Annotated in this window: 15 protein-coding genes and 4 tRNA genes; 17 read left to right on the top strand and 2 right to left on the bottom strand. The window is 66.8% G+C overall.

What is annotated here, in order from left to right; genetic code table 11:
• The first annotated feature begins 86 nt into the window (after positions 1 to 86).
• The 7 genes from ltaE (at position 87) to M8R19_RS23480 (ending at position 6,061) form a co-directional block, all read left to right on the top strand.
• A complete protein-coding gene (gene ltaE / locus M8R19_RS23450; protein ID WP_249919058.1) occupies positions 87 to 1,091 on the top strand; it encodes a low-specificity L-threonine aldolase in 1,005 nt (334 codons plus the stop codon).
• 121 nt (positions 1,092 to 1,212) lie between these two features.
• Complete coding sequence (alaS, locus tag M8R19_RS23455; protein ID WP_249919059.1) at positions 1,213 to 3,837, top strand: alanine--tRNA ligase; 2,625 nt, start codon at positions 1,213 to 1,215, stop codon at positions 3,835 to 3,837.
• Between the two features lie 100 nt (positions 3,838 to 3,937).
• Positions 3,938 to 5,173, top strand: coding sequence for an aspartate kinase (locus tag M8R19_RS23460; protein WP_074976389.1), 1,236 nt, complete (start codon positions 3,938 to 3,940; stop codon positions 5,171 to 5,173).
• Positions 5,174 to 5,359: 186 nt separating this feature from the next.
• Positions 5,360 to 5,545 (top strand): carbon storage regulator CsrA, encoded by a 186-nt coding sequence (gene csrA / locus M8R19_RS23465; protein ID WP_003085981.1) that lies wholly within the window; start codon positions 5,360 to 5,362, stop codon positions 5,543 to 5,545.
• A 61-nt stretch (positions 5,546 to 5,606) separates the two neighbouring features.
• Positions 5,607 to 5,697, top strand: a tRNA-Ser gene (locus tag M8R19_RS23470).
• 109 nt (positions 5,698 to 5,806) lie between these two features.
• A tRNA-Arg gene (locus M8R19_RS23475) sits at positions 5,807 to 5,883 on the top strand.
• A gap of 101 nt (positions 5,884 to 5,984) precedes the next feature.
• Positions 5,985 to 6,061, top strand: a tRNA-Arg gene (locus M8R19_RS23480).
• Between the two features lie 70 nt (positions 6,062 to 6,131).
• On the opposite strand, the gene bamE is transcribed toward M8R19_RS23480, so the two are convergent.
• On the bottom strand, positions 6,132 to 6,638 hold the full coding sequence (gene bamE, locus M8R19_RS23485) for an outer membrane protein assembly factor BamE domain-containing protein (RefSeq protein ID WP_249919060.1): 507 nt from the start codon (positions 6,636 to 6,638) through the stop codon (positions 6,132 to 6,134).
• A gap of 323 nt (positions 6,639 to 6,961) precedes the next feature.
• Between bamE and mgtE the strand changes: the two genes are divergently transcribed.
• Positions 6,962 to 8,404, top strand: coding sequence for a magnesium transporter (gene mgtE, locus M8R19_RS23490; RefSeq protein WP_249919061.1), 1,443 nt, complete (start codon positions 6,962 to 6,964; stop codon positions 8,402 to 8,404).
• 425 nt (positions 8,405 to 8,829) lie between these two features.
• On the opposite strand, the gene amrZ is transcribed toward mgtE, so the two are convergent.
• Positions 8,830 to 9,159 (bottom strand): transcriptional regulator AmrZ, encoded by a 330-nt coding sequence (amrZ, locus tag M8R19_RS23495; RefSeq protein ID WP_009620783.1) that lies wholly within the window; start codon positions 9,157 to 9,159, stop codon positions 8,830 to 8,832.
• Positions 9,160 to 9,610: 451 nt separating this feature from the next.
• On the opposite strand from amrZ, the gene phnN reads away from it, so the two are divergent.
• The 9 genes from phnN to ppk2 all read left to right on the top strand — a co-directional run bounded on the left by phnN (position 9,611) and on the right by ppk2 (position 19,047).
• A complete protein-coding gene (phnN, locus tag M8R19_RS23500) occupies positions 9,611 to 10,183 on the top strand; it encodes a phosphonate metabolism protein/1,5-bisphosphokinase (PRPP-forming) PhnN (protein WP_116422810.1) in 573 nt (190 codons plus the stop codon).
• Positions 10,184 to 10,305: 122 nt separating this feature from the next.
• Positions 10,306 to 10,380, top strand: a tRNA-Arg gene (locus tag M8R19_RS23505).
• 146 nt (positions 10,381 to 10,526) lie between these two features.
• Positions 10,527 to 11,393 carry a LysR substrate-binding domain-containing protein gene (locus tag M8R19_RS23510; protein ID WP_249919062.1) on the top strand — a complete coding sequence of 289 codons (867 nt, stop codon included), beginning with the start codon at positions 10,527 to 10,529 and terminating at the stop codon, positions 11,391 to 11,393.
• Between the two features lie 331 nt (positions 11,394 to 11,724).
• Positions 11,725 to 12,786: a putative 2-aminoethylphosphonate ABC transporter ATP-binding protein gene (locus M8R19_RS23515; RefSeq protein WP_249919063.1), complete on the top strand. Its 1,062-nt coding sequence runs from the start codon at positions 11,725 to 11,727 to the stop codon at positions 12,784 to 12,786.
• A 1-nt stretch (position 12,787) separates the two neighbouring features.
• Positions 12,788 to 14,500 carry a putative 2-aminoethylphosphonate ABC transporter permease subunit gene (locus M8R19_RS23520; protein WP_135499862.1) on the top strand — a complete coding sequence of 571 codons (1,713 nt, stop codon included), beginning with the start codon at positions 12,788 to 12,790 and terminating at the stop codon, positions 14,498 to 14,500.
• 74 nt (positions 14,501 to 14,574) lie between these two features.
• Positions 14,575 to 15,597: a putative 2-aminoethylphosphonate ABC transporter substrate-binding protein gene (locus M8R19_RS23525; RefSeq protein WP_249919064.1), complete on the top strand. Its 1,023-nt coding sequence runs from the start codon at positions 14,575 to 14,577 to the stop codon at positions 15,595 to 15,597.
• Between the two features lie 198 nt (positions 15,598 to 15,795).
• Complete coding sequence (locus M8R19_RS23530) at positions 15,796 to 16,926, top strand: TIGR03364 family FAD-dependent oxidoreductase (protein WP_249919065.1); 1,131 nt, start codon at positions 15,796 to 15,798, stop codon at positions 16,924 to 16,926.
• A gap of 110 nt (positions 16,927 to 17,036) precedes the next feature.
• A complete protein-coding gene (locus M8R19_RS23535; RefSeq protein ID WP_058072097.1) occupies positions 17,037 to 18,056 on the top strand; it encodes a transporter in 1,020 nt (339 codons plus the stop codon).
• 70 nt (positions 18,057 to 18,126) lie between these two features.
• Positions 18,127 to 19,047, top strand: a complete 921-nt coding sequence (gene ppk2, locus M8R19_RS23540; RefSeq protein ID WP_009620802.1) for a polyphosphate kinase 2 — start codon at positions 18,127 to 18,129, stop codon at positions 19,045 to 19,047.
• Positions 19,048 to 19,247 lie beyond the last annotated feature (200 nt).

A 19,247-nucleotide genomic window follows, 5' to 3' on the forward strand; every position in this document is an offset into this window, starting at 1 on the left:
CCGCGAAGAGCCGCCTTCCGAGCCTTGTCCCCAGGCAGCCAAGCACATAGCATCGGGCTCTTTCCCCGCTTTCCAGGAGCCCCGCCATGTCCGTCATCGACCTTCGCAGCGACACCGTCACCCTGCCCAGCGCCGGGATGCGCGAGGCCATGGCCCGGGCCGAACTGGGCGACGACGTGTATGGCGAGGACCCCACCGTCAACCGCCTGGAGGCCGCCCTGGCCGAGCGCCTGGGTTTCGAGGCCGGGCTCTTCGTGCCCAGCGGCACCATGAGCAACCTGCTCGGGCTGATGGCCCACTGCGAGCGCGGCGACGAGTACATCGTCGGCCAGCAGGCCCACACCTATAAATACGAAGGCGGCGGCGCCGCGGTGCTCGGCTCCATCCAGCCGCAGCCCATCGAGGGCGAGGCTGATGGTTCGCTGGACCTGGCCAAGGTCGAGGCGGCCATCAAGCAGGACGACTTCCACTTCGCCCGCACCCGCCTGCTGGCGCTGGAGAACACCATGCAGGGCAAGGTCCTGCCGTTGGCCTACCTGGCAGCCGCCCGCGAGCTGACGCAGCGCCGCGGCCTGGCCCTGCACCTGGACGGCGCGCGCCTGTACAACGCCGCGGTCAAGCTGGGTGTGGACGCCGGCGAGATCACCCGCCACTTCGACTCCGTCTCGGTGTGCCTGTCCAAGGGCCTGGGCGCGCCGGTGGGCTCGGTACTGTGCGGCAGCGCCGGGCTGATCGGCAAGGCCCGGCGCCTGCGCAAGATGGTCGGCGGCGGCATGCGCCAGGCCGGCGGGCTCGCGGCGGCCGGGCTGTACGCCCTGGACCACCAGGTGCAGCGCCTGGCCGAGGACCACGCCAACGCCGAAACCCTCGGCCGCGGCCTGGCGGACCTGGGCTACGCCGTCGAGCCGGTGCAGACCAACATGGTCTACGTCGACCTCGGCGAGCGTGCCGCGGCCCTGCGCGACTTCCTCGGCGAGCGCGGCATCCGCGTCAGCGCTGCCCCGCGCCTGCGCCTGGTTACCCACCTGGACGTGAAAACCGCGGACATTCCCCGTATCGTCGAGGCTTTCGCCGCCTTTCGTCGCGACTGACTAGGATAGAGGCGCAATAGCTGCCATCTATCGTAGAAACACACTGTACCCGGTGCGCAGGGCCGATATAATGCGGCCCTTTGCCGGCGATTCGTGGCCGCATTTTTCCGTGGAAGAACCTATGAAAAGCGCTGAAATCCGTGAAGCCTTCCTCCGCTTCTTCGAAGAGAAGGGGCACACCCGCGTAGCGTCCAGTTCGCTGATTCCGGCGAACGACCCGACCCTGCTGTTCACCAACGCCGGCATGAACCAGTTCAAGGACTGCTTCCTCGGCCTGGAAAAGCGCGCCTACACCCGCGCCACCACCAGCCAGAAGTGCGTCCGCGCCGGCGGCAAGCACAACGACCTGGAAAACGTCGGCTACACCGCGCGCCACCACACCTTCTTCGAAATGCTGGGCAACTTCAGCTTCGGCGACTATTTCAAGCGCGACGCCATCCACTACGCCTGGGAATTCCTCACCTCGGACAAGTGGCTGAACCTGCCCAAGGACAAGCTCTGGGTCACCGTCTACGCCAGCGATGACGAGGCCTACGACATCTGGACCCAGGAAGTCGGCGTGCCCGCCGAGCGCATGGTGCGCATCGGCGACAACAAGGGCGCCCCGTACGCCTCCGACAACTTCTGGGCCATGGGCGACACCGGCCCCTGCGGCCCCTGCACCGAGATCTTCTACGACCACGGCGCCGACATCTGGGGCGGCCCGCCCGGCTCCCCGGAAGAGGACGGCGACCGCTACATCGAGATCTGGAACAACGTGTTCATGCAGTTCAACCGCACCGCGGACGGCGTCATGCACCCGCTGCCGGCGCCGAGCGTGGACACCGGCATGGGACTTGAGCGCATCAGCGCCGTGCTGCAGCACGTCCACTCGAACTACGAGATCGACCTGTTCCAGAGCCTGCTCAAAGCCTCCGCCGAAGCCATCGGCTGCGCCAACGACGACGCGCCGTCGCTGAAAGTGGTGGCCGACCACATCCGTTCCTGCAGCTTCCTCATCGCCGACGGCGTGCTGCCGTCCAACGAGGGCCGCGGCTACGTGCTGCGCCGCATCATCCGCCGCGCCTGCCGCCACGGCAACAAACTGGGCGCCAAGGGCAGCTTCTTCCACAAGATCGTCGCCGCGCTGGTGGCCGAGATGGGCGAGGCCTTCCCCGAGCTGAAGCAGCAGCAGGCGCACATCGAACGCGTGCTCAAGACCGAGGAAGAGCAGTTCGCCAAGACCCTGGAGCAGGGCCTGAAGATCCTCGAGCAGGACCTGAGCGAGCTGAAGGGCAGCGTCATCCCCGGCAACGTGGTGTTCAAGCTGTACGACACCTACGGCTTCCCGGTGGACCTGACCAACGACATCGCCCGCGAGCGCAGCCTGACCCTCGACGAGGAAGGCTTCGAACGCGAGATGGAGGCCCAGCGCGAGCGCGCCCGCTCCGCCAGCGCCTTCGGCATGGACTACAACGCCCTGGTGAAAGTCGACGGCGACACCCGCTTCCTGGGCTACCAGGGCGTGTCCGGCGCCGGCCAGATCATCGCGCTGTTCAAGGACGGCAAGGCCGTCGAGAAGCTCAATGAAGGCGAGGAGGGCGTGGTCGTCCTCGACCAGACGCCGTTCTACGCCGAATCCGGCGGCCAGGTCGGCGACTGCGGCACCCTCTCCGGCGCCGGCGTGCGCTTCGACGTGCGCGACACCACCAAGGCCGGCGGCGCCCACCTGCACCACGGCATCGTCGCCCAGGGCAGCCTGAGCGTCGGTGCCGCGGTCAAGGCCGAGGTCGACGCCAGCGTGCGCCAGGCCACCGCGCTGAACCACTCCGCCACCCACCTGCTGCACGCCGCGTTGCGCCAGGTGCTGGGCGACCACGTGCAGCAGAAGGGCTCGCTGGTGGACAGCCAGCGCCTGCGCTTCGACTTCAGCCACTTCGAGGCCATCAAGCCCGAGCAGCTGAAGCAACTGGAAGACATCGTCAACGCCGAGATCCGCGCCAACAGCGAGGTCGAGACCGAAGAGACCGACATCGACACCGCCAAGGCCAAGGGCGCCATGGCGCTGTTCGGCGAGAAGTACGGCGACCAGGTGCGCGTGCTGACCATGGGCGGCGGCTTCTCCGTCGAACTGTGCGGCGGTACCCACGTCGGCCGCACCGGCGACATCGGTCTGTTCAAGATCACCAGCGAGGGCGGTGTGGCCGCCGGCGTGCGCCGCATCGAGGCGGTGACCGGCGCGGCCGCGCTGGCCTACCTCAATGGCGCGGAAGAGCAGCTCAAGGAAGCGGCCGGCCTGGTCAAGGGCAGCCGTGACAACCTGCTGGACAAGCTCGCCGGCCTGCTGGAGCGCAACCGCCAGTTGGAGAAGGAACTGGAGCAGCTCAAGGCCAAGGCCGCCAGCGCCGCCGGCGACGACCTGGCCGGTTCGGCCGTGGACGTGGCGGGGGTGAAACTGCTGGCCGCGCGTCTCGACGGCCTGGACGGCAAGGCGCTGCTGGCGCTGGTCGACCAGCTGAAGAACAAGCTGGGCAGCGGCGTGATCCTGCTCGGCGGCGTGTTCGAAGAGAAAGTGGTGCTGGTCGCCGGGGTGACCCAGGACCTGACCGCCAGGCTCAAGGCCGGCGACCTGATGAAGCAGGCCGCGGCAGCCGTGGGCGGCAAGGGCGGCGGTCGCCCGGACATGGCCCAGGGCGGCGGCACCGACGCCGGCAAGCTGGACGAGGCCCTGGCCCTGGCCAAGGCCTTCGTCGAACAGGGCCGGTAAGCACCGGCAAGGCCAGGCCCGCGGCGCGCCCGGCGGGCCTTGGCAAGGGGCAGCGATGTCTGTCTAATGGGCGCCCTTCAGGAATCAGGCGGCTTTTGAAATGGCTTTGATCGTACAGAAGTTTGGAGGGACCTCCGTCGGCACCGTCGAGCGTATCGAGCAGGTAGCCGAGAAGGTGAAGAAATTCCGCGAGGCGGGTGACGATATCGTGGTGGTGGTTTCCGCCATGAGCGGCGAGACCAACCGCCTGATCGGCCTGGCCAAGCAGATCATGGACCAGCCGGTTCCGCGCGAACTGGACGTCATGGTCTCCACCGGCGAGCAGGTGACCATCGCCCTGCTGAGCATGGCCCTGATCAAGCGCGGCGTGCCGGCGGTTTCCTACACCGGCAACCAGGTGCGCATCCTGACCGACAGCGCGCACACCAAGGCGCGTATCCTGAGCATCGACGACGCCAACATCCGCAGCGACCTCAAGGCCGGCCGCGTGGTCGTGGTCGCCGGCTTCCAGGGCGTGGACGAGCACGGCAACATCACCACCCTCGGCCGCGGCGGCTCCGACACCACCGGCGTGGCCCTGGCCGCGGCGCTGAAGGCCGATGAGTGCCAGATCTATACCGACGTCGATGGCGTCTACACCACCGATCCGCGCGTAGTGCCGCAGGCCCGCCGACTGGACAAGATCACCTTCGAGGAAATGCTGGAAATGGCCAGCCTCGGCTCCAAGGTGCTGCAGATCCGCTCGGTGGAGTTCGCCGGCAAGTACAATGTTCCGCTGCGCGTGCTGCACAGCTTCCAGGAGGGTCCGGGCACCCTCATTACCCTTGATGAAGAGGAATCCATGGAACAGCCGATCATCTCCGGCATCGCCTTCAACCGCGACGAAGCCAAGCTGACCATCCGTGGCGTACCGGATACCCCCGGAGTGGCCTTCAAGATTCTCGGGCCGATCAGTGCCGCGAACATCGAAGTCGACATGATCGTGCAGAACGTCTCGCACGATAACACCACCGACTTCACCTTCACCGTGCACCGCAACGACTACCTCGCGGCCCTGGAAATCCTCAAGCAGACCGCCGCCAACATCGGCGCGCGCGAGGCCACCGGCGACACCAACATCGCCAAGGTCTCCATCGTCGGCGTCGGCATGCGTTCCCACGCCGGCGTCGCCAGCCGCATGTTCGAGGCGCTGGCCAAGGAGAGCATCAACATCCAGATGATCTCCACCTCGGAAATCAAGGTGTCCGTGGTCATCGAGGAGAAATACCTGGAGCTCGCGGTACGTGCGTTGCACACCGCCTTCGAGCTGGATGCCCCGGCCCGCCAGGGCGAGTAAGAGGGCATCATGCAAAAGGCGCGGCTCATCCCGCGCCTTTTGTCGTTTTTGACCGGGCCACCGGAACTTTCATTCCGCGCGGACTGGTCAATACTTGGGTGAAGGAGCACACACTTGATATTCAGTGGCTCTGCCGCCATTTCTTTTTTTGCAGACTGCTTATCCGAAACACGAAAGGAGAAAGGAATGCTGATTCTGACTCGCCGGGTCGGAGAGACCCTGATGGTTGGTGATGACGTCACTGTGACCGTGCTGGGCGTCAAGGGAAATCAGGTGCGCATTGGCGTGAACGCGCCGAAGGAAGTCGCTGTTCACCGCGAAGAGATCTACCAGCGCATCCAGAAAGAGAAAGACCAAGAACCAAACCATTAATTTTTCTATAAAAAATTCTTTGCAAACGGGGAAAACATGGATATCATGCGCCCCGTGTTGCGGAGAGGTGGCCGAGTGGCCGAAGGCGCTCCCCTGCTAAGGGAGTACACCTCAAAAGGGTGTCGGGGGTTCGAATCCCCCCCTCTCCGCCATTTGCACGTTCTGGTGCGAATGACGAGTCAGGTAGCTAAGCTACTGAAAAGATTGAAAAATCTGTTTGACACGTCTGAATGTTCGGACTAGAATCTGCGCCCCATCAGCGCACTCATAGCTCAGCTGGATAGAGTACTCGGCTACGAACCGAGCGGTCGGAGGTTCGAATCCTCCTGAGTGCGCCACTACACAGGCGGTACGCGAAAGCGGACGCCAGCAGCGACGAAAGGCCTCGGCCCCAGAAGCTGCACCAGTTGGTGAACCTGGCTAAACTGCACCAACCAGCGCACTCATAGCTCAGCTGGATAGAGTACTCGGCTACGAACCGAGCGGTCGGAGGTTCGAATCCTCCTGAGTGCGCCATACACCGAAAGGGCCTGCAGAAATGCAGGCCCTTTTTCTTTGCCCCGCGTTTTTTCGCGTCGGGCCGGGCTCAGCGCCGCTTGCGTGTGGCCTTGCCCTGCACGCAGCCGAACTCGTCGAAGGTCACCGTGCGCCGGCCCTGGCCGGGCCTGGCGTCGTAGTGGTAGCGCTGCCGGTCATCCAACTGGCTGATCCGGTCCGGGCGGCCGAAGGCGCTTTCCACGTCCGTGCGGGTCATGCCGGTGCGGATGCGCTTCTGCAGGATCGCGGTGCGCCTTTCGCGCTCGTCGAGGCGGTTGCCGCAGCCATCCTCGCGCTCGCCGACCACCACCAGCGGGTTGTCGGATGGCGCGCGCCGGCTCTCGTGGGGAGGGCGGGCGAGGGGCACCGGCCTGCCGCTGCCCGGCGTCGGGTTGTGCGCCCGCTGCCGGCTTTGTGCCTGGCCCGGCGGGCAGCCATGCTGGTGGAAGCTGACATGGCCATCGGCGGTCTCGCAGCGGAACGGCGTGGCGGCGGGGCGGTCCATTGCCATGAGGGCGAGCAGCGGGAGCAGGCAGTACAGGGGCGACAGGCGCATCTCCGATCCTCCGTGACAGGGTTGCATGCAGCCTATCCCGCCTGGCCTTCGCGAAATTTCCGGGTGTCTCGACAGCTTTTTCCGGCGTCTGTGATAGCGAGTGAAGTCACCCTCAACTTTGTGCCGCAAGCGATTGTTCTAGCCGCTATTTTGTAACGCTGAACAGGCTCCGGAGTGTTATCATTTCTCCTATCTGCCCGATATGGGCGCGTGGGCACACCACCATGGACTTACCCAGTAGTTACCCAGAACCCCGATTGCCTCAACACGACCTGATGTTTTAAGCCCCCGTGCGCGCTCCGCCGCTGGGGGTGGAGCGTGCTATGACCGAAGTAGAAGCCAAGAAGCCGCAGGAAAGCCTGCAGGACCGCCTGAACCAGGTGGTCGAGCTGTTGAACAAGCACAAGCTGGTCGAAGACCTGGCGCACCGCCAGGAAGGCCAGCACCAGGATCTCGTCGAGAACCTGGTACACCGGCAGAACCTCGCCGAGCTGCAGCGCAAGCTCGATGATCTGCACCCCGCCGACATCGCCCACATCCTCGAATCGCTGCCGCTGAGCGACCGCCTGACGGTCTGGCAGCTGGTCAAGGCCGAGCGCGACGGCGACATCCTCCTGGAAGTATCCGACGCCGTCCGCGAGACGCTGATCGCCGACATGGACGATCACGAGATCCTCGCCGCGGCCAAGGAGATGGACGCCGACGAACTCGCCGACCTGGCGCCGGAACTGCCGCGCGACGTCGTCCACGAGCTGATGGAAACCCTCGATGCGCAGCAGCGCGAGCGCGTGCGCTCGGCGTTGTCCTACGAGGAAGACGAAGTCGGCGCGCTGATGGACTTCGAGATGGTCACCATCCGCGACGACGTCAGCCTGGAGGTGGTGCTGCGCTACCTGCGTCGCCTGAAAGAGCTGCCGGGGCATACCGACAAGCTGTTCGTGGTCGACTACGACGGCCTGCTCAAGGGCGTGCTGCCGATCAAGCGCCTGCTGGTCAACGACCCGGACAAGCAGGTGGCCGAGGTCATGGCCACCGATCCGGTGACCTTCCAGCCCGACGAGGACGGCTACGATGCTGCTCAGGCGTTCGAGCGCTACGACCTGATCTCCGCTCCTGTGGTGGACAAGAACGGCAAGCTGATCGGCCGCCTGACCATCGACGAGATGGTCGACCTCATCCGCGAGGAGAGCGAGACCGAAGTGCTGAACATGGCCGGTCTGCGCGAAGAGGAAGACATCTTCGCCTCGGTGTGGAAGTCGGTGCGCAACCGCTGGACCTGGCTGGCCACCAACCTGATCACCGCCTTCGTCGCCTCGCGGGTGATCGGCTTGTTCGAAGGCTCGATCGAGAAGCTGGTGGCGTTGGCCGCACTGATGCCGATCGTCGCCGGCATCGGCGGCAACTCGGGCAACCAGACCATCACCATGATCGTCCGCGCCATGGCGCTGGACCAGATCCAGACCAGCAACGCCACCCGCCTGTTGCGCAAGGAGCTGGGCGTGGCGCTGGTCAATGGCCTGGTGTGGGGTGGGGTGATAGGTGTGGTGGCCTTCTACCTGTACGGCAACTGGGAGCTGGGCGTGGTGATGACCGCGGCCATGACCCTCAACCTGCTGCTGGCGGCCCTAGCCGGGGTGATGATCCCCATGACCCTGCTGCGCCTGGGGCGCGACCCGGCGATGGGCTCCAGTGTGATGATCACCGCCATGACCGACAGCGGTGGGTTCTTCATCTTCCTGGGCCTGGCCACGTTGTTCCTGATGTAGGCTCACAGTGGCCGCGAGAAACCGCCTTCGGGCGGTTTTTGCATTTCAGGGGCGGGGCTTTGCGGGCAGGAAATCGGGGCTCTCGCTACATCCGTATCGCAGGACCTCCTGAGCGCCGGATCGCGGACAGAGTCCGCTCCTACGGTTCCGGGAAGCACGACTTTTCGTAGGATGGCGTTGAGCGAAGCGATACCCATCATCAGGGTTCGATGGGTTTCGCAAGCTCAACCCATCCTACGAAGAGCACCTCGGCGCAAGCCTAAGGTTCAGGGAGGGCACGGGCGTAGGAGCGGACTTTGTCCGCGATTGGATTCACCGGCCACGCCGGACGGGGCATGGCCCGCGGAAATGAAAAATGCCGTTTCCCCCATGGGAGAAACGGCATTTCTCTTTAAGCGAACAGCGCTTCTTCGGTGCAACTGGGCTCAGGCGTTGCTGGCCATTTCCGCATCGTGGGCGATCAGGGCGATCAGCGCATTCTGCTGGCGATGGGTCAGCTGGCGGAAGCGTTGCAGCAGCTCACGCTCGTGCAGGCTCAGCTCGGGGCTGTCCAGGCGGATGCCGAGGTTGTCCTGCAGGGCGCCCTCTTGCAGCAGGCTCTGCTCCAGGCGGGCGATGATTTCCGAGTTCATGCTGCGATGGTGATTGCGGGCGACCTCGGCGATACGCTCACGCATGCCTTCGGGCAGACGGACGACGAACTTGTCGGCGGTGCGACTGGAGTAGCTTGGGGTTGCCTGTTTCAATGGGCGCATACATTAAACCTGTAAGTCAGGGAAACGGTGCCAAGGGGTCTGTGTTCGAGTCCCTATGACAGCGAAATCCGTTGGCCGTTCAGCGCAAGGGCAGTAATCAGGTGGCCGACCAATTACTTGACGTCAATTCTGCGACGTATTTTGCGTCGCATGAAGGCTAAATGCCAGCACCAATCGTCCGAAATGCGAGGCTATCTGCATATCTTTCTTTCGATGGGTGGCGCGGCCCATGGGCTCCATTCGCTCAGATTAGCTCAAGTCCCAGGTCCCGGCCGCCATTGCGCCATCATCCGACCACCCGCACGGGCAATGGTTCACGAGGGGCGCGGATGATGTCACAACCTGGCTCGCCATGCAGCGCCGGGCCGGCCATTTTCCCGCTTCCGCGGCGCCGGCGGGCGGGTATCATACGCGGCGTCCGCGCCCCGGGAGGCGCGGTGCAGAGATGAGCATGAGCGGCAAGTTGATCTATCTGATGGGGCCTTCGGGCTCGGGCAAGGACAGCCTGCTCCAGGCTGCGGCGGCGCCGCTGGCCGAGCGGGGCGGGTACGTCGTGCGGCGGGTGATCACCCGTTCCGCCGAGGCCCGCGGCGAGGATGCCGAAGCGGTGACCCCCGAAGCCTTCGAGCGCCTGGAGCGCGAGGGCGCCTTCGCCATGAGCTGGCGGGCCAATGGCCTGTGCTACGGCATCCCGCGGCAGATCGACCACTGGCTGGCCCAAGGGCGCGTCGTGCTGGTCAACGGCTCGCGCGGCTATCTGGAGGAAGCGCGACGACGCTATCCCGGCCTGCTCGCGGTGCTGTTGCAGGTCGCCCCCGAGGTGCTGCGCCAGCGCCTGGTCGCCCGCGGCCGGGAAACCCTGGCGGAGATCGAGGCGCGCCTGGCGCGCAACGCCGCCTTCGCCGAGGGCCTGGCGCCGCCGTTGCGGGTGCTGGACAACTCCGCCAGCCTGGAGACCAGCGTGGGCGGCCTGCTGGCCCTGCTGGACGACGCCGGGGTCAGCGCAGCGGCAACGCCAGGCTGACGCCGCTGTTCGTTCAGGCGGGCCTTCTCGGCAGGTGCGAAATCCGCGCCGTGGCATGACAAATGCGCCGACGCTGGTTAACATGCCCACCCGGTCCCGGCAGCCGCCGCGGGCCCAGGCGTGTCCCCATAGTTCAAGGGATAGAATAAGCCCCTCCTAAGGGCTAGATACTGGTTCGAATCCAGTTGGGGACGCCATCCTTCCCGCCGTTTCCTCATTGCCCCCGGTTTCTTGCCATTGCGCCTGGATTCGTAGCGCGCCTGGCACCGATACCCGATAGTCGAATCCAGACGTCTGGCGATGACGGAGAAGCGATGAACCATTTCCCTGAGCGGTCCGAGCGATGCTGAGCGCCGAACTCAAGGCCTTCTATATGGTGGCGCGCCTGGGCAGCATCACCCAGGCGGCGAAGAAGCTCGGCCTCAGCCAGCCGACGGTGACCACGCAGATCCGCAGCCTGGAAGGCCAGTATGCCGTGGAGCTGTTCTACCGCGGCGGCCGCCGCCTGACCCTCACCGACGAAGGCGCGCGCCTGCTGCCCATGGTCCAGGCGCTGCTGCAGCAGGAGGCGGACATCGAGTTCTTCCTGCGCAACTGCGGGCAGATGCAGGGCAGCCTGCGCATCGGCGCCACTTCGCCCTACTACGTGCTGGGGCTGATCAAGGCCTTCCGCGAGCGTTACCCGCAGATCGAGGTGTCGGTGGAGATCGGCAACTCGCAGCAGGTGCTGGAAGCCCTCTACGAATGCCGGGTGGACCTGGCGGCCTCGTCGCAGCCGGTGGAAGATGCGCGGCTGATCCACCTGGTGCTCGGCCGCGACCCGCTGGTGCTGGCGGTGCACCGCAGCCACCCGCTGGCGGCGCAGCGCTCGGTGGCCCTGGGCGAGCTGCGCAACCATTGCCTGCTGATGCGCGAGGCCGGTTCCACCACCCGCGAGCTGACCGAGAAGCTGCTGCGCGAGTCCGTGGTAATGCCGGCCTCGATGCTGGAGATCGGCAGCCGCGAGTCGATCCGCGAGGCGGTGATCCGCAACCTCGGGGTGAGCATCATCTCGCGCCAGGAAGTGCCGGATAACCCCGAGCTGCGCGTGCTGGAGCTGCAGGGCGCGCCGCTGATCGACGAATACCTGTTCTGCCTGAAGGAACGCCGCCAGGCGCGCCTGACCAGCGCCTTCCTGGCCCTGGCACGGGAAACCGCGCCCGCCCCATAGCTGCAATTGCCCGGGGATTTTCGTAGGAAGCCGGGCCTGCCCGTACCGAGCGGACCTTGTCCTCGATAGCCGGACGTCCCGGCGCGATTCGCGGATGAGATCCGCTCCTACGCTGCGCCACCCGCTCCGTTCCCCTGTAGGAGCGCGCCCTGCGCGCGAATCGCGGGCAGGGCCCGCTCCTGCAAAAAGCCTTTCGCCATCGCAAATCTGCCTATACCTCTATCGGCGCAGTTGCACCCATCGCAACAGAGCCTTCGCATTCCTTCCCTAGCATGGCCCTCCATCGAGCCCCGCGGTCTGTCGCCGCGGGCCAGCTGCAAGAGGTTCCGCCATGCACGATTCCCTCCCCACCGGCACCCCGCTGCGGGTGCGAGACATGCACAAGCGCTTCGGCCACTTCGCCGCCCTCGACGGCGTTTCGCTGGATATCGAGGGCGGCGAGCTGGTCTGCCTGCTCGGCCCCTCCGGCTGCGGCAAGACCACGCTGCTGCGCTGCATCGCCGGGCTGGAGCGCCAGGACGGCGGCATCATCCATATCGGTGAGCGCGACGTCTCGCGCCTGCCGCCCCAGGCCCGCGACTACGGCATCCTGTTCCAGTCCTACGCGCTGTTCCCCAACCTCAGCGTCGAGCAGAACGTCGCCTATGGCCTGACCGGCGCCAGCCGCGAGGAAGCGCGCAAGCGGGTGGGCGAGATGCTCGAACTGGTCGGCCTGGCCGGCAGCGAGAAGAAGTACCCCGGCCAGCTCTCCGGCGGCCAGCAGCAGCGCGTGGCCATGGCCCGCGCGCTGGCCCCGGCGCCGTCGCTGCTGCTGCTCGACGAGCCCATGTCGGCGCTGGACGCCCGGGTGCGCGAGCACCTGTGCGGCGAGCTGCGCCAGCTGCAGAAGAGCCTGGGCATCACCACCCTGATGGTCACCCACAACCAGGACGAGGCCATGCTGATGGCCGACCGCATCGCCGTGATGAACCACGGCAAGGTCGAGCAGTACGGCACCGCCCAGGAAATCTACAGCGCCCCGGCCACGCCCTTCGTCGCCGAGTTCGTCGGCCAGGGCAACTGGTTGCCCTTCGAGCGCGGCGCCGACGGCCTGGCGCGGGTCGGCGGCCTGAGCCTGCGCCTGCACGGCGAGCGCGCCAACGCCACGCGCGGGCGGCTGTTCTGCCGCCCGGAGGCGATCGGCATCAACCCGGTGGTGCACCAGGAGAACCTGTTCCGCGCCCAGGTCCGCGAGATCACCTTCCTCGGCAACCGCTGCCGCATGAGCTTCGAACTGCACGAGCTGCCCGGCCACGCGCTGCTGGCCGAGCTGGCCCCGGAGCAGATGCCGCGCCTGGGCAGCGCGGACATCTGGGTCTCGCTGCCGCCGCAGAGCCTGCAGGTGTTCGCCTGACATGAGCGCGGTAATGAAACTCGACCCGACCCTGGCCGCCGGCCAGGCCCGCGGTGACCTCGGCGACCGCCTGTTCATCCTCGGCGGCAAGCTGTTGCTGCTCGCCCTGCTGGCCCTGGCCGTGCTGCTGCCGCTGCTGGCCATCTTCTGGCGCGGCTTCAGCGGCGCCGAAGGGCAGGGCGGCGGCCTGGCGGCCATGGCCGAGCTGCTGGCCAGCGCCAACTTCCACTGGTTGCTGGGCAATAGCCTGAAGGTCTCGCTGAGCGTGGCGGCCATCGTGGTGCCGCTGGCCTATGGCTTCGCCTACGCCCTGCAGCGCACGCTGATCCCGGCCAAGGGCCTGTGGCGCGGCATCTCCCTGCTGCCGCTGCTGGCGCCGTCGATGCTGCCGGGCATCGCGCTGATCTACCTGTTCGGCAACCAGGGCCTGCTGCGCAGTTGGGTGCCGGACAACATCTACGGTTTCTGGGGCATCGTCCTGGGCGAGGCCATCTACACCTTCCCCCACGCGCTGATGATCCTCCTTTCGGCGCTGTCGCTGGCCGACGCGCGTCTGTTCGACGCCGCCTCGAGCATGGGCGCCAGCCCCTGGAAGGCGTTCCGCAGCATCACCTGGCCGGCCTCGCGGCAGGGCGTGTTCGCCGCCTTCTGCCTGGTGTTCACCCTGACCATCACCGATTTCGGCGTGCCCGTCGTGGTCGGCGGCGACTACCAGGTGCTGGCGCTGGAAGCCTACAAGGCAGTGGTCGGCCAGCAGCAGTTCGGCCGCGGCGCGCAGATCGGCATGCTCCTGCTGTTGCCGGCACTGCTGAGCTTCGCGGTGGACGCCTGGCTGCGCCGGCGCCAGGGCGGCGCCATGAGCGGCCGCGCCCAGGTCTACCAGCCCAAGCCCTCGCGCCGCCGCGACGGCGCCTACCTGGCGCTGGTGCTGCTGGTCAGCGCGGTGATCCTCGGCGTGCTGGGCATGGCCGTGTATTCCTCGCTGGTGAAGTTCTGGCCGTACAACCTGTCGTTGTCGCTGCGCCACTACGCTTTCGAGGAAACCGCCGGCGGCGGCTGGCTGGCCTACCGCAACAGCCTGACCCTGGCCTGCTGCACCGCGCTGTTCGGCAGTGCGCTGATCTTCACCGGCGCCTACCTGATCGAGAAGACCCGCGAGCAGGCCTGGCTGAACCAGTTGCTGCGCATGTTCTGCTTCGTGCCCATGGCGGTGCCGGGCCTGGTCCTGGGCCTGGGCTACGTGTTCTTCTTCAACCTGCCGGGCAACCCGCTGCACGTGTTCTACGGCAGCATGACCCTGCTGGTGGTGTGCACCATCGCCCACTACCTGACCACCGCGCAGATGACCGCCACCACCGCGCTGCGCCAGCTCGATGGCGAGTTCGAGGCCGCCGCGCTGTCGCTGAAGATGCCGCTGTGGCGCCACTACCTGAAGGTGACCCTGCCGATCTGCCTGCCGGCGCTGCTGGACATCGTCCGCTACCTGTTCGTCTCGGCGATGACCACGGTATCGGCGGCGATCTTCCTCTACAGCCCGGACAGCATCCTCGCCGCCGTCGCCGTGCTGAACATGGACGACGCCGGCAACGTCGGCGGCGCCGCCGCCATGTCCACGCTGATCCTGCTCACCTCGGCGGCCGCTTCCATCGTCCTGGCCCTGGCCTCGCGCGGCCTGCTGCGCCGGTCCCAGGCCTGGCGCCGGAGCGGCCACTGATTCCCCTCGACCCACGTTGCACTTGACCGTCACCCCCGCGAACGCGGGGGCCCAATAAACAGAAGGAGCGCACCATGTTCAAACGCCTCGCCCTCGCCGCCGCCGTGCTCGCCGGTTTCAGCCTGCACGCCAGCGCCGCCACCGAACTGACCGTCTACACCGCCCTGGAGCCGGAGCAGCTGAAGGCCTACAAGGAAGCCTTCGAGAAGCAGAACCCGGATATCGAGATCAAGTGGGTGCGCGATTCCACCGGCATCGTCACCGCCAAGCTGCTGGCCGAGAAGGACCGCCCGCAGGCCGACGTGGTCTGGGGCCTGGCCGCCTCCAGCCTGGCCATCCTCGACCAGCAGAGCATGCTGGAGAAGTACGCGCCCCAGGACCTGGCGGCGATCGGCAAGAACTACCGCGACCCGGCCAACCCGCCGGCCTGGGTGGGCATGGACGTGTGGGCCGCGACCATCTGTTTCAACAGCGTGGAAGCCGAGAAGCAGGGCCTGTCGAAGCCCATCAGCTGGCAGGACCTGACCAAGCCCGAGTACAAGGGCAAGATCGTCATGCCCAACCCGGCGTCCTCCGGCACCGGCTTCCTCGACGTCTCCGCCTGGCTGCAGACCTTCGGCGAGAAACAGGGATGGGCCTACATGGACGCCCTGCACGAGAACATCGGCCAATACGTCCACTCCGGCTCCAAGCCGTGCAAGCTGGCCGCCGCCGGCGAGTTCCCGATCGGCATCTCCTTCGAGTACCCGGCGGTGCAGCTCAAGCGCCAGGGCGCGCCGCTGGACATAGTGCTGCCCAAGGAAGGCCTGGGCTGGGAGATCGAAGCCACCGGCATCGTCAAAGGCACCCAGCACCTGGAAGCGGCGAAGAAACTCGCCGACTTCTCCGCAAGCCCCGCGGCCATGGAGCTGTACAAGGAGAACTTCGCCGTGCTCGCCCAGCCGGGCATCGCCAAGCCGCAGACCGAACTGCCGGCGGACTACGAGCAGCGCCTGATCAAGAACGACTTCGCCTGGGCCTCGAAGAACCGCGACGCCATCCTGGCCGAATGGCGCAAGCGCTATGACGGCAAGTCGGAGAAGGTGGCGCAGCAGTAAGCGCGAAGCAGAGGAGAGCACCCTCTCCCTAGCCCTCTCCCTGAAGGGAGAGGGAACCCTCCTCTGCACTGGTTGCCATCACCGAGTTCATCCTGAGGTTCCAGGCGGGCTCCGATGCTGATCCACGCACCGAACAGCCCCCTCTCCCTTCAGGGAGAGGGTTGGGGAGAGGGGCTCTTCGATCCCAGGAATCCACCCATGTCCCAACAAAACACCGACATCGCCATCATCGGCGCCGGCATCCTCGGCCTGTCCCACGCCTATGCCGCCGCCCGTCGCGGCCTGCGCGTGCGCGTCTTCGAACGCAGCGCCACGCCGCTCGGCGCCTCCATCCGCAACTTCGGCCAGGCCCTGGTCGGCGGCCAGCCGCCGGGCGTCATGCTCGACCTGGCCCGCGCCAGCCGTCCGCTGTGGGCCGAATGGGCCGAGCGCGCCGGCTTTGCCATCCGCCGCAACGGCTCGCTGCTGTTCGCCCGCAGCGAGGCCGAGGAAGACCTGCTGGAAGCCTTCTGCGCCGGCCGCGCCAGGGAGCACGGCTACCGCGCCGAACTGCTCCGCGGCAAGGCCTTGGACGCCCTCTACGACGGCGCTTTCAGCAAGCACCGCGCGGCCCTGCACAGCCTCGACGACCAGCAGCTCTACTCTCGCGAAGCGCTGCCGGCGTTGATCGACTGGCTGCGCCGCGAGCTGAAGGTGGAATTCCACTTCTCCACCCTGGTGCGCGACATCGAGCCGGGCCTGCTGCGCACCACCGCCGGCACCTTCCAGGCCGGGCAGATCCTCGTCTGCTCCGGCCACGACTACCAGACCCTGCTGGCCGAGCAACTGGCCGCGCTGAAGCCGCAGGTGTGCCGCCTGCAGATGCTCCGCGCCCGCCCCGAGCGCGACCTGGGCCTGGGCCACGCGCTGCTGACCGGGCTGAGCTGCGTGCACTACGGCGCCTTCGCCGACCTGCCGCAGGCCCAGGCGATCCACGCGCAGATCCGCCGCGAGACGCCGGCGCTGGAGCGCCACGGCATCCACCTGCTGATCAGCCCCACGCCCTACGGCGAGCTGATCATCGGCGATTCCCACGACTACGGCAGCGATGCCGCGCCTTTCAACGCCGAGGCGGTGGACCGCCTGATGCTCGACCTGGCCGAGGACACCCTGGGCATGCGCGTCGAGGTGGTCGAGCGCTGGCAGGGCGTGTACGGCGCGCGTGGCCCGGCGCCGTTCTCGGTGTTGCAGGTGGAGGCGGGCATCAGCGCAGTGCTGATGCACACCGGCGTGGGCATGAGCGTGGGGCCGGCGCTGGGCGAGCGGACCATCGCCGGGCTGTTCGGCTGAAGCATTCGTCATCGTGCTGTCATCGTTCTGGCACCGGAACGTCATGCCGGCCTGCTAAGCAGGAAGGTCGCCGGCCCGGCCCAGGGCGATGCCACATTCAGCGAGCGCGCATGAACCAACGTTTCACCCAGGCCCCCTGGGATTCCGACCTGTTCGGGCTGCTCTACGGCTTCCGCTTCCACCCCGGGCAGCGCGGCCAGGAGCTGGATTCCAGCGCCGCGCTGCGCTGGCTGGAGGCGCCGGGGGAGGGCGAGGACTTCGTCTGGCTGCACCTGAACCTCGCCCACGCCGCCTGCGAGCGCTGGATGAAGAGCCACCTGGAGCTGCCCGAAACCTTCTTCGAGACCCTGCGCGAGGGCTCGCGTTCCACGCGCATCGAGCACGTCGACGCGGCGCTGCTGGCGGTGGTCAACGACGTGGTGTTCAACTTCGGCAGCGTCTCCTCGGACGTGGCCACCCTGTGGGTCTGCGCGCGCCGGCGCCTGCTGGTGACCGCGCGCATGCAGCCGCTGCGCTCGGTGGACCGCCTGCGCTCCTCGGTCAAGCACGGCGAGTGCTTCCGCTCGCCGCTGGAACTGCTGGTGCACCTGCTGCGCGACCAGGGCGACATCCTCACCCAGATCGTCCGCGAGACCACCGTGGGCGTGGACCGCATCGAGGACCGCCTGCTGTCGCAGAACCTCTCCGACAACCGCGCCGACCTGGGCGCCATGCGCCGCGTGCTGGTGCGCCTGCAGCGCCTGCTGGCGCTGGAGCCGGGCTCGCTGCTGCGGCTGCTCAACCGCCCGCCGGACTGGCTGCAGGAGGCCGACGTGCGCGACCTGCGCGAGGCCACCGAGGAATTCTCCCTGGTGATCAGCGACCTCACCTCCCTGGGCGAGCGCATCAAGCTGCTGCAGGAAGAGATCGCCGCGCAGCTCAACGAACAGAGCAACCGCACCCTGTTCACCCTGACGGTGGTCACGGTGCTGGCGCTGCCGATCAACATAGTCGCCGGCTTCTTCGGCATGAACGTCGGCGGCATTCCCCTGGCGGAGAACCCCCACGGCTTCTGGCTGCTGGTGATGCTGGTGGCCAGCTTCACCCTGCTGGCCTGGCGTTGGGCCTTCCGCAAGCGCAACGACGCCTGAACTGTCACGCGGCTGACACCGGCGCGGCCTAGGCTGGCGCGACACGCATCCCGCCAGCGAGGTCCCGGCCATGCCACTGAGCAACGACAACCTGATCCGCCGCATCCACCGCGAGCTTCTCGACCACAGCGACGAGGAACTGGAGCTGGAACTGCTGGAGGACGTGCGCAACCTCGACGAACTGTTCGACGACCACATCCCCGACGGCGACGAGGAGAAGATCGCCCGCCGCCGCTACTTCAGCGAGCTGTTCCGCCTGCAGGGCGAACTGGTGAAGCTGCAGAGCTGGGTGGTCAAGACCGGGCACAAGCTGGTGATCCTCTTCGAAGGCCGCGACGCCGCGGGCAAGGGCGGGGTGATCAAGCGCATCACCCAGCGCCTCAACCCGCGCGTGTGCCGGGTGGCCGCGCTGCCGGCGCCGAACGACCGCGAGCGCACCCAGTGGTACTTCCAGCGCTACGTCTCACACCTGCCGGCGGCGGGGGAGATCGTGCTGTTCGACCGCAGCTGGTACAACCGCGCCGGCGTCGAGCGGGTGATGGGTTTCTGCAACGACGAGCAGTACGAAGAGTTCTTCCGCAGCGTGCCGGAATTCGAGCGCATGCTGGCGCGCTCGGGCATCCAGTTGGTCAAGTACTGGTTCTCGATCACCGACGAGGAGCAGCACATGCGCTTCCTGAGCCGCATCCACGACCCGCTCAAGCAGTGGAAGCTCAGCCCCATGGACCTGGAATCGCGGCGCCGCTGGGAGGCCTACACCAAGGCCAAGGAGATCATGCTCGAACGCACCCACATCGCCGAGGCGCCCTGGTGGGTGGTGCAGGCCGACGACAAGAAGCGCGCGCGGCTGAACTGCATCCACCACCTGCTCGGCCAGGTGCCCTACGAGGAAGTGGCGCACCTGCACGTCGAGTTGCCGATGCGCCAGCGCCATGCCGACTACGTGCGCATTCCCACGCCGGGAGAAATGGTGGTGCCGGAGCATTATTGAGTCCAGACCAGGCGTAGGGCGGATAACGTTCCACGTTATCCGCCGTTTGACCTCGCCCGCCAGCCGCTCGCTGTCGAGCTTGGCGCGGGTCACGCATTCCCCCGGTTCGGCCGAGGCAGGGTCGATGAGAAAGGTGAGGCGGCGTATAACCGCGAACGGTTATACGCCCTACGCCAGGTTCGGCCTTCGCGTAGGGCGTA

Source organism: Pseudomonas sp. R3.Fl (assembly GCF_023516765.1).
Taxonomy (GTDB): Bacteria; Pseudomonadota; Gammaproteobacteria; order Pseudomonadales; family Pseudomonadaceae; genus Pseudomonas; species Pseudomonas citronellolis.

What these genes read in the sequence shown, in the direction of transcription:
- ltaE (WP_249919058.1), top strand. Translation starts at nt 87, where the DNA reads ATGTCCGTCATCGACCTTCGCAGCGACACCGTCACCCTGCCCAGCGCC.
- alaS (WP_249919059.1), top strand. Translation starts at nt 1,213, where the DNA reads ATGAAAAGCGCTGAAATCCGTGAAGCCTTCCTCCGCTTCTTCGAAGAG.
- M8R19_RS23460 (WP_074976389.1), top strand. Translation starts at nt 3,938, where the DNA reads ATGGCTTTGATCGTACAGAAGTTTGGAGGGACCTCCGTCGGCACCGTC.
- csrA (WP_003085981.1), top strand. Translation starts at nt 5,360, where the DNA reads ATGCTGATTCTGACTCGCCGGGTCGGAGAGACCCTGATGGTTGGTGAT.
- bamE (WP_249919060.1), bottom strand. Translation starts at nt 6,638, where the DNA reads ATGCGCCTGTCGCCCCTGTACTGCCTGCTCCCGCTGCTCGCCCTCATG.
- mgtE (WP_249919061.1), top strand. Translation starts at nt 6,962, where the DNA reads ATGACCGAAGTAGAAGCCAAGAAGCCGCAGGAAAGCCTGCAGGACCGC.
- amrZ (WP_009620783.1), bottom strand. Translation starts at nt 9,159, where the DNA reads ATGCGCCCATTGAAACAGGCAACCCCAAGCTACTCCAGTCGCACCGCC.
- phnN (WP_116422810.1), top strand. Translation starts at nt 9,611, where the DNA reads ATGAGCGGCAAGTTGATCTATCTGATGGGGCCTTCGGGCTCGGGCAAG.
- M8R19_RS23510 (WP_249919062.1), top strand. Translation starts at nt 10,527, where the DNA reads ATGCTGAGCGCCGAACTCAAGGCCTTCTATATGGTGGCGCGCCTGGGC.
- M8R19_RS23515 (WP_249919063.1), top strand. Translation starts at nt 11,725, where the DNA reads ATGCACGATTCCCTCCCCACCGGCACCCCGCTGCGGGTGCGAGACATG.
- M8R19_RS23520 (WP_135499862.1), top strand. Translation starts at nt 12,788, where the DNA reads ATGAGCGCGGTAATGAAACTCGACCCGACCCTGGCCGCCGGCCAGGCC.
- M8R19_RS23525 (WP_249919064.1), top strand. Translation starts at nt 14,575, where the DNA reads ATGTTCAAACGCCTCGCCCTCGCCGCCGCCGTGCTCGCCGGTTTCAGC.
- M8R19_RS23530 (WP_249919065.1), top strand. Translation starts at nt 15,796, where the DNA reads ATGTCCCAACAAAACACCGACATCGCCATCATCGGCGCCGGCATCCTC.
- M8R19_RS23535 (WP_058072097.1), top strand. Translation starts at nt 17,037, where the DNA reads ATGAACCAACGTTTCACCCAGGCCCCCTGGGATTCCGACCTGTTCGGG.
- ppk2 (WP_009620802.1), top strand. Translation starts at nt 18,127, where the DNA reads ATGCCACTGAGCAACGACAACCTGATCCGCCGCATCCACCGCGAGCTT.